Raw genomic sequence first — 11,725 nt, forward strand, 5'->3', positions numbered from 1 at the left:
ATGCTTCCCGGGGCGGATCAACCCGTGCGCGGCTCCTAATGCAGCCGCGCCTTGGCGCGTGCCCGGGTCAATCCTTCCGCAAAAGACACCGCCGTGTCCAGACCCCTGCCACTGCCCAATGCGACAACCGCAGGGCGGCTGCGCGAAAGCAGCGCACGCGCCGCATCCCGGGTCGATTCGACGCTGACGGCGTCGATCCGGGCCACCAGCTCCTCGGCGGTCTGGGGCCGGCCATAGGCCAGCACATGCCGGGCGAGTTGCTCGGCGCGGGACGAGCAGCTCTCCAGCGCCATCAGCAGCCCCGCCTTCATTTGCGCCTTGGCCCGCGCGATCTCGACCTCGGTCAGGGTCTCGACCGAATCATTCATGATGTCGACCACGACCTCCATCATCTCGGGCGCATCGGCCGGATCGGTGCCGGTGTAGAGGCCGAAGAAGCCGGTGTCGGTATAGGGGGCATGGAACGAGTAGATTGAGTAACAGAGGCCGCGCTTCTCGCGCACCTCCTGGAACAGCCGCGACGACATCCCGCCGCCGAGGATGTTGGTAAAGACCTGGAGCGAGAACAGCGACAGATCGGTCTGCGGCACGCCCTCCAGGGCCAAGGTCAGATGCGCCTGCTCGAGCTCGCGATGCACCACCTTGGTGCCGCCCTTGCCGAATTGTGCGGGTTGCGGCTTGGGACCCGCTGTCCCCTCAAAACTGGCAAAGCGCTGCTCGACCTCGGCGACCACCTGCTTGTGATCGACCGCGCCGGCGGCCGCCACCACCATGTCAGGGCCGCGGTAGTGCGTCGACAGATAGTCGCGCAGCGAGTCGCGGCTGAAGGCACGCAAGGTCTTCGCAGTGCCGAGCAGCGAGCGGCCCATCGGCTGGTCGGGATAGCAGAGCTCGTTGAGATGCTCGAACACGACGTCGTCAGGCGTGTCCTGCGCCGCGCCGATCTCCTGCACGATGACGTTCTTCTCGCGCTCGAGTTCGTCGGGCTCGAAGGCGGGATTGGCCAGGATGTCGGCGAGCACGTCGAGTGCGAGCGGCACGTCGGCCTTCAGCACCCGCGCATAATAGGACGTGGTCTCGGTCGAGGTGCCGGCATTGAGGTCGCCGCCGACCGCCTCGATCTCCTCGACGATCTCGCGCGAGGAGCGCTTCGTCGTGCCCTTGAATGCCATATGTTCCAGAAGATGCGAGATGCCGTGCTCGTTGGGCTTCTCGTCGCGCCCGCCGACGCCGGCCCAGACGCCGAGCGCCGCGGTCTCGAGATGAGGCATCTTGTCGGTGACGACAGTGAGGCCGGACGCAAGCTTGGAAATCTCGACGCTCATCCGGCAACTCCCTGTTTCGCGGCGCGGCTGACCGACAGCACGAACCGCTCGACCTCGGTCTGGTCGTTCTTCATCACCTTCATGTGTTCGGATTTGGTCATCAGACCATCGAGCCAGGCCGGCAGTTGCGGCCGCTGGCCGCAGGCCGCTTCGACCGCATCGGGGAATTTGGCCGGATGGGCGGTGGACAGCACGATGCTGGGAACCGTCCTGTCCGTGGTGTCGCGGTCGGCGACCGCAAGCGCGACCGCGGTGTGGGGATCGACCAGCTCGCCGGCCTCGCGCCAGGCGGCGCGGATCGCGGCCGCGGTCTCGGTCTGGTCGGCCCGGCCTGCGTCGAACCCCTCGCGGATCGCGGCCAGCGTCGCATCGGGCAGCACGAAGCGTCCCGATTGCTTCAGTGAATCCATCAGACGGCGCACGCCGGCGGCATCGCGCCCGCCAGCCTCGAACAGCAGCCGCTCGAAATTCGAGGAGATCTGAATGTCCATCGACGGCGAAGCCGTCGCGTGGACCTCGCGCACCTCGTAGATCCCGGTCTTCAGCGTGCGCGCCAGGATGTCGTTGACGTTGGCGGCGATGCCCAGGGTCCGCACCGGAAGACCCATGCGCTTGGCGACATAGCCGGCGAAGATGTCGCCGAAATTGCCGGTCGGCACGACGAAGTCCACCGCGCGCGCGGGTGCACCGGCGGCAACGGCGGAGGTGAAATAGTAGACCACTTGGGCGACGATGCGCGCCCAATTGATGGAATTGACGCCGGACAGCGACGTCGCATCGCGGAAGCGATGGTTGTTGAACATCGCCTTCACGAGGGCCTGGCAATCGTCGAAATTGCCCTCGACGGCAAGCGCATGGACGTTGGCCGCGCCCGTCGTCGTCATCATTCGCCGCTGCACCTCGGAGATGCGGCCTTGCGGGAACAGCACGATGAGATCGACATTTTCGAGTCCTGCGAACGCGTCGACCGCAGCACCGCCGGTGTCGCCCGAGGTCGCGACCACGATGGTGGTGCGCTGGCCGCGCTGGGCGAGCACGTGGTCCATCAGCCGCGAGATCAGCTGCATCGCCACGTCCTTAAAGGCGAGCGTCGGGCCGTGGAACAGCTCCAGCACGAACTGGTGCGGCGCCATCTGGCGCAGCGGCACCACCGCCGGATGGCGGAAGGTGGCGTAGGCCTCGTTCGCCATACGGCCGAGCTCGGCGTCCGAGATCTCGCCGGCGACGAAAGGGCGGATCACCTCGACCGCGACCTCCCAATAGGGACGCCCGAAAAAGCCGGCGATGGCGTCAGGCGAGAGTTGCGGCCAGGTGGCCGGCACATACAGGCCGCCGTCGCGAGCGAGCCCGGTCAGCATCACGTCGCAGAAGCCGAGTTCGGGGGCCTCGCCCCGGGTCGAGATATAACGAGTCAAACTGCCCTCCAAAGGCCGGCCGAGCCTGGACTCGGTCCGCAAGCCTTTGATTTTACGAAATTACTTGTTAACAGCCAGAGGCTTTGGGCCACCATAAAGTGTTTTGCGGCATCAGGAAACCGCTTCGCGCCTGGGGCCGTCCAAGGAAAAAGGCTGCCAACGAAAAGCGCTGCCAACGAAAAGGGCTGCGGCAATGCCGCAGCCCTCTCTTGGAAGGTCTGTCGTTGTGTGCAGACCGGTTTGGCGTCTTGGGGTCACCGACCCGCAAAAACTGTTCGCGCAAGCTTTCGTCGGCTGTCACGATAACGTCAAGGGACAAAACGGAATGTGTGAGAAAATGTTCCTGTTTTTCCCGACACGTTTCGGCGCGGGCAAACGTTCGCCAGCAGCTTGGCGTCACGCATTACCATTATATCCCGAACGACAGCACAGTTCGGGAACGAACGACGGCTGCGCTCATTGTGTCGGCGGATGGTGTCGGCGCTATCCAAGCATTGCCCGGCTGAGCGGCGAGACCGGTCCGCCCGCCGAACCGGCAGCATCCTGGTGCAGCCGGTTCGGTGCCCCGAGGCGTCAGTTCATCCCGATTTCCACCGCGATCCGGATCAGGTCGGAATGGTTCTTGGCACCGAGCTTCTGCTTGAGCAGAGAGGTGGTGTTGGCGACGGTCTTGTAGGAGATGCCGAGCGCCTCGGCGACCTCGACGATCTTGTCGCCTCGCCCCAACAGGCGAAGAATCTCGAGCTCCCGCGGCGTCATCTGCGAGGCAGGATTGGCCTTGATCGCCGCGCCGGAAAACGTCACGGCTTCCGCGAGCTGCGGTGAGATGAAATTGTCGCCCGCAACCACCTTGCGCACCGCCTTGAGCAGGATCCGGGGATCGTCGCCCTTGGAGACGTAGCCCTGGGCCCCGAGCTCGACCGCCCGCACCACGAAGGCTGGATCATCGTTCATGCTGAACATGATGATCTTGGCGTCGGGATCGTCCTTGCGAATGCGCCGCATCAGTTCAAAGCCGGAGACGTCGGGCAGGCTGATGTCGATCACAGTGACGTCGGGCCGCCTGCTGACATAGGCGCGATGCCCGGATTTGGCGTCGGTCGCCTCGTCGATCCGGATCGAATGGTCGGAGGAGAACAGGGTGCGGCAACCGGACAACACCACGGGATGGTCGTCGACAATCAGGACGCGGGTCGCCGGCTTGGCAGTATCTTGCATTGTAACTCTCTAGTTTTTCGATTCATAAACCGACGGGAACAAATGGAAAGAGCAAAATCCCCTGATGCGCGTTAGAATTGACCTAATGTGGCAACGGCTGTCCTTCAGTACACAATTGTTTCTGCCGCTCGGCCTGCTGTTCATGGCGGCGCTGATCATGGGCGGCGTCCTGCTGCACGTCTTCACGACCGGTCAGCTCGCCGAGGAGAACCAGCCGGCCCAACGATCGACCAAAGCCGTGGCCGAGGCCCTCAACAACGCTCTGCGTTCATCCGACCATCCGCGAAGGACCCTGGATGACTTCGTCCGGATGCTGGACGAGTCCTCAGATATTCAATTCCTTCCTGCAGGAGCGGTTGCTCCTCCCTTTGCGTCGAGGGGCCTGCAAGGTTCGCATGGCCCACCAAAATGGTTCGTCAGTCTCCTTTCCATTCCGGACTTGCACATCGCATTTCCGGTATCCCTCAACGGCGAGCATTTCGGCGACATCGTGTTTGTGCCGGACCTGTCCGCAGCGCTGTTCGAGACCTGGGTGGGCTTCCTCGCCTTGGCCGGCTTCGTCGTCGCGCTGACCGGGCTGACAGGGATCGTCGCCTATGTGTTTGCGGGATCAGCCCTGCGACCACTGCAGGATCTTGGCGCAGGCCTCACGCGGCTACGACGCGGCGACTACGCAACACCGATCTCGGTCGGGGGACCGCCGGAAATCCGGCAAAGCTGCGAGGAGGCCAATGCGCTGGCCGAAACGCTGGCGCAGTTGAGCCAGGACAATCGCGACCTGCTGCACCGCCTGGTCTCGCTCCAGGACGACGAGCGGCGCGATCTCGCGCGCGAACTGCACGACGAACTCGGTCCGCTGCTGTTCGGCATCCGCGTCGGCACGATCGCATTGGTCGATGCCTCGCCCCCGGCGGGAAATCTCAGCAGTTCGGCGCAGGAGGTGTTGCAATCGGTCGAGGCGCTCCAGCAGACCAACCGCCGCATCCTCGACCGGTTGCGACCGCTCTACATCGAGGAATTGGGTCTGGAGACCAGTGTGCAGACGCTGCTCCGAAATTTTCGCAAGCAGGCGCCGTCTATCGACCTGACGGACACGGTCGATCCGAATCTCAACGCGATCGACGGGCCGCTGGCTCAAACCGTCTATCGCGTGATTCAGGAGGCGCTGACCAACGTGCTGCGTCATGCCGGCGCCAGCCATGCCCATGTGCAGGCGACCTTCGCCGGCGAGACGGTCGTCATCGAGATTTCCGACGACGGCGGCGGCTTTCCCGAAGGGAATCTGTTCGGCCGCGGCCTGACCGGCATGCATGAGCGCGTGCGCGCACTCAGCGGATCGCTGTCACTGCTGCGCGTGGACGACAGAACCTATGTGCGCTGCCGCCTTCCCGCCGAACCGGCACGCGAGGCGCCGGTCAGCGATTGAAGCGCTTTCGAGCGAAGTGGATACCGGTTCGCGTGAAGAAAACGCCAAAACAGAATCTGGTGTTCGGCTCTGATTAATCAGAACGGAAACTCTAGCACGCACAGCCAAGCTGCGCGTTCTGTCGCGCCGGCTCGCACAGCGTGGTGCGGATCTTGCCGTCGGGGCTGAAACAAAACGAGGCGCGAATGCGCAACGCGCCGGCGACGGAATATTCGAGATCGACGCCGTGGGGTGCAGGATGGATTTCCTCCAACCCGAAACCGGCCGACGAGAAAGCGCTGAGCCGCGGCTGCCAATAGGCTTCGAGCTCGCTCCGGCCGCGATAGCGCTGCGTGCCGTTGCACGTGCATTCGACCTGGGCGTCGTCCGCATAGAGGTCGAGGAGCGTCGCGAGGTCGCCCTTCCTGCAGGCATCCACCCAATCGACGACAATTCCCATCTGGTCGAAATCACTCACGCTGCAATCCTGTCTGCCGCGGAAAATTACTGGCGGCTTAGGACCACACTCGTGAATGTGCGCTGAATGGTAAACCCCGGGCGATACCGGGTTCCCTAAGTGGATCTACGGAGCTCAGCCCGCCGCCGCCCTCTTGCCCACACGGCGAAGGCGATGAGCACGGCGCCTGCAAGGGTGAACCAGGTGATGGCGTATTGCAGGTGATCGTCCTTGAGATGGACATCGAGCGGCCCCGGCCGCGGAATGCCGTTCTCGGGCGCCGGCTGCTCGAGGTCGACATAGAACGGCGCAACCGCGCCCCAGCCCAGCGCGCTCGCGATCGCCACGTGATCGCGCACGAACCACAGCCGCTTGCCGCGGTTCTCCGCCGGGGTCAGCCAGCCCGGTGCCTCGGGGAAGCGCAGATAGCCGGTGAACGAGACCGCCTGCCCGGTGACGAGCTTCCTGACCGCGCGATCCTCGACGCTGCGATCCTGCATGGTGTTTTCGACGAAGCCCGCATCGATCACCACCGTCTCGCCGCTCGGCAGCCGCGCCGGCAGGAAGGCCCAGGTGCCGGGGCCCGACGCGTCCTTACGCACGGCGGATCCGGAGGAATAGACCATCGCATCGGGCAACGGCGCGTAGGTCGCGGTAAAGCTGACACGGCGGAATTCATCGCGCGCGGGACTTAGCGCGGCCCATCGTGCCGGCGGCGGCAGAGCGACCGGTGCCTCCGCGAGGCGCTCGGTCAGTGCGGCGATCAGCTCGTGCTTGGCGATGCGGCGCTGCAATTGCCAGACGCCGAGCGTGACGCAGACCGCGGTCAGGAAAAGCGTGAACAGCGCGAAGCCGGCCACGCGGGGCTTGCGCGCGGTCTCGTTCATTTCGCGCGGTCGACCAGCCGGCCCGGCGCCGCCTTATGGTGGAATTGCAGTGCGATCAGCAGCGACTTCATCGCGCGCAACGGCAGCAGGGTAGTCGCAAGGATCAGCGGCAGCCACAGCACCGCGTGCAGCCAGTACGGCGGCTGGTACTTGACCTCGATGACGAGCGCGCAGCCGACGACGATCGCGCCGGCCAGCATGATGATGAAGATCGCCGGACCGTCACCGGAATCGATGAAGGCGTAGTCGAGGCCGCAACGCTCGCAGCAAGGCGCAAGCGTCAGGAAGCCTGCATAGAGCTTGCCCTGGCCGCAGCGCGGGCATTTGCAGGCAAGCCCGCGCAGCGCGCTTTGCAGGACGGTGGCTTGCGGCTCGGACGTATCGGCGGCTTCGTTCATGGCAAAAGGGTCTATCACAGTTTCTGCCGAAACCCCTGCGCGCAAAAAAGCAAAAGGGCGGCCCGGGGCCGCCCTTTCTCGATCCGAAGCCAGCCCGCTCAGTGCGCGCCGTGAGCCATGGTCTCGGCGCCGTGTCCCCAGACATAGATGCAGAGGAACAGGAACAGCCAGACCACGTCGACGAAATGCCAGTACCAGGCGGCGAACTCGAAACCGAGATGCTGGGTCGGCGTGAAGTGGCCGGCGTAGGCGCGGAACAGACACACCAGCAGGAAGATGGTGCCGACCAGCACATGGAAACCGTGGAAGCCGGTCGCCATGAAGAAGGTCGCGCCGTAGACGTTGCCGCCGAAGGAGAATGCCGCGTGGCTGTACTCATAGGCCTGCACGCAGGTGAAAAGCGCGCCGAGCACGACGGTGAGGATCAGGCCATATTTCAGGCCCTGGCGATCGTTCTCGAGCAACGCATGGTGGGCCCAGGTCACCGTGGTGCCTGACGTGAGCAGGATCAGGGTGTTCAGGAGCGGCAGATGCCAGGGATCGAAGGTCTCGATGCCGTGCGGCGGCCAGGTGCCCGGCACGGTGCAGGCGCCGGCCGCGGTCCCGAGACCACAGCCGAACACCGCATCGCGGGTAGCGTGGACGGCGTCGGCCGGGAATAGCGCCGCGTTGAAATAGGCCCAGAACCAGGCGACGAAGAACATCACCTCCGAGGCGATGAACAGGATCATGCCGTAGCGGTGATGCAGCTGCACGACGCGGGTGTGGTCGCCCTTGTACTGGGCTTCCCTGATCACGTCGCCCCACCAGCTCGCCATGGTGTAGAGCACACCGACGGTGCCGACACCGAAGATGATCGGCGCAGCCGAGAACATGTGGTGCATCCAGGTGATCGCGCCGACCGCCATGATGAAGGCCGAGATGGAGCCGACGACGGGCCATGGCGAGGGATCGACCAGATGGTAGTCGTGATGCTTGGTTTGCGCCGTTGCCATTTGCGGTCTCGCTCCTCAATCCCGTGCCTGTCAGGCACTTATCCCCTTATTTCCAACCCCGGCGCGTGAGCCCGGCGATCAGAGATTTCCCTTGCGTTTGTCGTCTTCGCTGGCCGCCAGCGGCTTCACCACCGGATCCTTCACCGGATAGAACGTGTAGGACAGCGTGATCGTGTTGAGACCGTCGTTCTCGTGGTCGTCGGCAATCGACGGATCGACATAGAATACGACCGGCATCTCGCGCTTCTCGCCCGGCGCCATGGTCTGCTCGGTGAAGCAGAAGCAGTTGATCTTCTGGAAATAGGATCCGACCGTCAGCGGCGCGACATTGTAGGCGGCCTGGCCTGCGGTGGTCCGCGCGGCCTGGTTGGTCACCGTGTAGAAGACGGTCACGACCTGGCCGATATTGACCTCGATCTCGCTCTGCTCGGGCTCGAACTTCCAGGGCAGGCCGGGCGCGACGTTGGAATCGAAGCGCACCGCGATCTTGCGTGCGATCGGGCCGCTGGCCGGCGCCGAGGTCGCGACCTGGGTCGTGCCGTTGAAGCCGGTGGCGCGGCAGAACCAATTGTAGAACGGCACCGCCGCGTAGGAGGCGCCGACCATCAGCGCGACCACGCCGCCGCAGATCGAGGCGACCACCACGTCGCGGCCAAGCCCCCTGGCAGGCCTGCGCCCCTTGGTGGCCATCCGGCTCTGATCCCGCGATATGGTCGGCTTCTGATCCATGTTTCCTACATCGGCCGGACGAGCACGGCCGGCCCCTTGACCATGGTCACGGCGAAGAACAGCACTACGAGCACGCCGAGCGCGAGTGCGATCGCGATCGAGCGCTGACGACGGCTCTTCTTCTGCGCCTCGGTGAGGACGATTCCGTCTATCTCGGGTTTGTCGGCCATCCCTGTGATCATGCGCCCCCTACCATCGGCGCAAGCGCCCGGAACACGACCTCGGCCAGCAAGGTCGCAAACAGCGCGAACAGATAAAGGATGGAGAACGCGAACAGCTTGCGGGTCGCCCGCAGCGATTGGCTGCGCTCGCGACGGATATAAACGTTGATGGCGAACGCCAGCATGCCGGCGCCGAGGATCAGCGAGACGATGCCGTAGATGGCGTCGAAATAGCCGAGCGCCCAAGGCGCAGCCGCGACCGCGATCAGCACGATGGTATAGAGCAGGATCTGAAGCCGCGTCGCGTCGGGACCGGCGACGTTGGGCAGCATCGGAATGCCGGCGCGCGCGTAGTCGTCGGAGCGGAACAGCGCCAGCGCCCAGAAGTGCGGCGGGGTCCAGAAGAAGATGATGGCGAACAGCAGCAGCGGCTCGACATCGACCGTGCCTGTGACCGCGGCCCAGGCCACCACGGGCGGCAGCGCGCCGGCGGCACCGCCGATCACGATGTTCTGCGCGGTCCAGCGCTTCAGGCCGATCGTGTAGATCACGACGTAGAAGAAGATGGTGAAGGCGAGCAGCGCGCCCGCGATCCAGTTGACCAGGATGCCGAGCGTCATCACCGAGAAGAAGGCGAGCGTCATGCCGAAGGTCATCGCCTCGGGACGGGTGATGCGGCCGCGCGGAATCGGCCGGTTCGCCGTGCGCGACATCTTGGCATCGATGTCGCCTTCGAGCGCCATGTTGAGTGCGCCGGACGCGCCGGCGCCGACCGCGATGCAGAGCAGCGAGGTGATGGCCAGCACCGGGTGGAAATGCCCGGGCGCCATCGCCATTCCGACCAGCGCGGTGAAGATCACCAGCGACATCACCCGCGGCTTCAGGAGCGCGATGTAATCGCCAACCTCCGCTTCGGAGATGCGGGGATTGATGTCGATGGCGTTGTGGTCGAGGACGGACACTAGACTGACTCGCTTGGTTGTCGAGCCGCGGCGCCCGTCACGGGCGCCGCGAGCATTGGCTTACTGCACGCGGGGCAGCACTTCGAACTGGTGGAAGGGCGGCGGCGAGGGCAGCGTCCATTCCAGCGTGGTCGCACCTGCACCCCACGGATTGTCGCCAGCCGGCACCTTCTTCGCAAAGGCGTCGATCACGCAGTAGAGGAAGATTAGCACGCCGAAGCCGGAGATGTAGGAGCCGACCGACGAGACCAGGTTCCAGCCCGCGAACGCGTCGGGATAATCGACATAGCGGCGAGGCATGCCCGACAGACCGAGGAAGTGCTGCGGGAAGAACACCAGGTTCACGCCGATGAAGGTGACCCAGAAGTGCGCCTTGGCCAGCCCTTCATTGTACATGTAGCCCGACATCTTCGGGAACCAGTAGTACCAGCCGGCGAAGATTCCGAACACCGCACCGAGCGACAGCACGTAGTGGAAGTGTGCGACCACGTAGTAGGTCTCCTGGAGCACGCGGTCGACGCCGGCATTCGCCAGCACCACGCCGGTGACGCCGCCGACGGTGAACAGGAAGATGAATCCCACCGCCCAAATCATCGGCGCGCGGAACTCGATCGAGCCGCCCCACATCGTGGCGATCCACGAGAAGATCTTCACGCCGGTCGGGACCGCGATGACCATCGTGGCGGCGACGAAATAGGCCTGCGTCGCCGAGGACATGCCGACCGTGTACATGTGGTGCGCCCACACCACGAAGCCGATGCCGCCGATCGCGACCATGGCGTAGGCCATGCCGAGATAGCCGAACACGGGCTTGCGCGAGAAGGTCGAGACGATCTGGCTGACCATGCCGAAGGCGGGCAGGATCAGGATGTACACTTCGGGGTGACCGAAGAACCAGAACAGATGCTGGAACAGCACGGGATCGCCGCCGCCTTCCGGATTGAAGAACGTCGTGCCGAAATTGCGGTCAGTGAGCAGCATCGTGATCGCACCGGCGAGCACCGGCAGCGACAACAGCAGCAGGAACACCGTCACCAGGATCGACCACACAAACAGCGGCATCTTGTGCAGGGTCATGCCCGGCGCGCGCATGTTGAAGATCGTGGTGATGAAATTGATGGCGCCCAGGATCGAGGAAGCGCCCGCCAGATGCAGCGACAGGATCGCGAAGTCCACCGCCGGGCCCGGATGGCCCGAGCTCGACAGCGGCGCGTACATGGTCCAGCCGGCGCCGACGCCGTTGGCGCCCGGCTCGCCCTCGACGAAGGTCGACATCAGCAACAGCGCGAACGAGGCCGGCAGCAGCCAGAACGAGATGTTGTTCATGCGCGGGAACGCCATGTCGGGCGCGCCGATCATGAGCGGCACGAACCAGTTGCCGAAGCCGCCAATCATCGCGGGCATGACCATGAAGAAGATCATGATCAGGCCGTGGGAGGTCACGAACACATTGTAGGTGTGCGTTTCGTGGAAGATCTGCACTCCCGGATACATCAGCTCGGCACGGATCGCGATCGACATCGCGGCGCCGATAACGCCGGCGATGACCGCGAAGATCAGGTACATCGTGCCGATGTCCTTGTGGTTGGTCGAATAGACGTAGCGCCGCCATCCGGTCGGATGGGCGTGCTCGTCATGTCCGTGGTCTTGCGCGTGATCGCCGTGTGCCGCTGCGCTCGTTGCCATTTTCTAATCCTGCCTTGCGTCCCGATCGGACCTCTGGAGGTCCCGCCTTATGTCGCTTTCAGTTTCCTCGAACCCTGCGCCCGGCGC

At 64.4% G+C, this 11,725-nt stretch carries 12 protein-coding genes; 1 reads left to right on the forward strand and 11 read right to left on the reverse strand.

Translation table 11 applies throughout. From position 1 onward, the window contains the following. Positions 1-35: 35 nt before the first annotated feature. The 3 genes from ACFQX9_RS32050 to ACFQX9_RS32060 form a co-directional block, all read right to left on the reverse strand. Positions 36-1,325, reverse strand: a complete 1,290-nt coding sequence (locus ACFQX9_RS32050) for a pitrilysin family protein (protein ID WP_007599446.1) — start codon at positions 1,323-1,325, stop codon at positions 36-38. After that, on the reverse strand, positions 1,322-2,740 hold the full coding sequence (thrC, locus tag ACFQX9_RS32055) for a threonine synthase (protein ID WP_377791511.1): 1,419 nt from the start codon (positions 2,738-2,740) through the stop codon (positions 1,322-1,324). Before thrC ends, ACFQX9_RS32050 begins: the two co-directional genes overlap by 4 nt. A 573-nt stretch (positions 2,741-3,313) precedes the next feature. After that, complete coding sequence (locus ACFQX9_RS32060) at positions 3,314-3,958, reverse strand: response regulator transcription factor (RefSeq protein WP_018459998.1); 645 nt, start codon at positions 3,956-3,958, stop codon at positions 3,314-3,316. Between the two features lie 85 nt (positions 3,959-4,043). Between ACFQX9_RS32060 and ACFQX9_RS32065 the strand changes: the two genes are divergently transcribed. After that, the gene (locus ACFQX9_RS32065) at positions 4,044-5,384 is read left to right on the forward strand and encodes a histidine kinase (protein WP_377791513.1); all 1,341 of its coding nucleotides are present in this window, start codon (positions 4,044-4,046) and stop codon (positions 5,382-5,384) included. A gap of 91 nt (positions 5,385-5,475) precedes the next feature. Here ACFQX9_RS32065 and ACFQX9_RS32070 read toward each other — a convergent pair whose 3' ends face one another. The 8 genes from ACFQX9_RS32070 to ctaD all read right to left on the reverse strand — a co-directional run bounded on the left by ACFQX9_RS32070 (position 5,476) and on the right by ctaD (position 11,638). Continuing rightward, a complete protein-coding gene (locus tag ACFQX9_RS32070) occupies positions 5,476-5,841 on the reverse strand; it encodes a nuclear transport factor 2 family protein (protein ID WP_026233921.1) in 366 nt (121 codons plus the stop codon). A gap of 95 nt (positions 5,842-5,936) precedes the next feature. Next, the gene (locus tag ACFQX9_RS32075) at positions 5,937-6,707 is read right to left on the reverse strand and encodes an SURF1 family protein (protein ID WP_377791514.1); all 771 of its coding nucleotides are present in this window, start codon (positions 6,705-6,707) and stop codon (positions 5,937-5,939) included. After that, positions 6,704-7,105, reverse strand: a complete 402-nt coding sequence (locus tag ACFQX9_RS32080; RefSeq protein WP_018460002.1) for a DUF983 domain-containing protein — start codon at positions 7,103-7,105, stop codon at positions 6,704-6,706. Before ACFQX9_RS32080 ends, ACFQX9_RS32075 begins: the two co-directional genes overlap by 4 nt. A gap of 98 nt (positions 7,106-7,203) precedes the next feature. After that, on the reverse strand, positions 7,204-8,100 hold the full coding sequence (locus ACFQX9_RS32085; RefSeq protein WP_085351973.1) for a cytochrome c oxidase subunit 3: 897 nt from the start codon (positions 8,098-8,100) through the stop codon (positions 7,204-7,206). A gap of 78 nt (positions 8,101-8,178) precedes the next feature. Beyond that, positions 8,179-8,829, reverse strand: coding sequence for a cytochrome c oxidase assembly protein (locus ACFQX9_RS32090; protein WP_377791515.1), 651 nt, complete (start codon positions 8,827-8,829; stop codon positions 8,179-8,181). Positions 8,830-8,834: 5 nt separating this feature from the next. Further along, entirely contained in the window at positions 8,835-9,011 is a 177-nt protein-coding gene (locus ACFQX9_RS32095; RefSeq protein ID WP_026233922.1) for a hypothetical protein, read from the reverse strand. Then, complete coding sequence (locus ACFQX9_RS32100) at positions 9,008-9,952, reverse strand: heme o synthase (RefSeq protein WP_377791516.1); 945 nt, start codon at positions 9,950-9,952, stop codon at positions 9,008-9,010. The genes ACFQX9_RS32095 and ACFQX9_RS32100 overlap by 4 nt, the downstream gene beginning before the upstream one ends. A gap of 60 nt (positions 9,953-10,012) precedes the next feature. Next, the gene (ctaD, locus tag ACFQX9_RS32105; protein ID WP_007605061.1) at positions 10,013-11,638 is read right to left on the reverse strand and encodes a cytochrome c oxidase subunit I; all 1,626 of its coding nucleotides are present in this window, start codon (positions 11,636-11,638) and stop codon (positions 10,013-10,015) included. Positions 11,639-11,725 lie beyond the last annotated feature (87 nt).

This window comes from Bradyrhizobium sp. GCM10028915, assembly GCF_042666195.1.
Taxonomy (GTDB): Bacteria; Pseudomonadota; Alphaproteobacteria; order Rhizobiales; family Xanthobacteraceae; genus Bradyrhizobium; species Bradyrhizobium canariense_D.

Coding starts and splice junctions, on each gene's coding strand:
- ACFQX9_RS32050 (WP_007599446.1), bottom strand. CDS start 1,325: ATGAGCGTCGAGATTTCCAAGCTTGCGTCCGGCCTCACTGTCGTCACC.
- ACFQX9_RS32060 (WP_018459998.1), bottom strand. CDS start 3,958: ATGCAAGATACTGCCAAGCCGGCGACCCGCGTCCTGATTGTCGACGAC.
- ACFQX9_RS32065 (WP_377791513.1), top strand. CDS start 4,044: ATGTGGCAACGGCTGTCCTTCAGTACACAATTGTTTCTGCCGCTCGGC.
- ACFQX9_RS32075 (WP_377791514.1), bottom strand. CDS start 6,707: ATGAACGAGACCGCGCGCAAGCCCCGCGTGGCCGGCTTCGCGCTGTTC.
- ACFQX9_RS32080 (WP_018460002.1), bottom strand. CDS start 7,105: ATGAACGAAGCCGCCGATACGTCCGAGCCGCAAGCCACCGTCCTGCAA.
- ACFQX9_RS32085 (WP_085351973.1), bottom strand. CDS start 8,100: ATGGCAACGGCGCAAACCAAGCATCACGACTACCATCTGGTCGATCCC.
- ACFQX9_RS32090 (WP_377791515.1), bottom strand. CDS start 8,829: ATGGATCAGAAGCCGACCATATCGCGGGATCAGAGCCGGATGGCCACC.
- ACFQX9_RS32095 (WP_026233922.1), bottom strand. CDS start 9,011: ATGATCACAGGGATGGCCGACAAACCCGAGATAGACGGAATCGTCCTC.
- ctaD (WP_007605061.1), bottom strand. CDS start 11,638: ATGGCAACGAGCGCAGCGGCACACGGCGATCACGCGCAAGACCACGGA.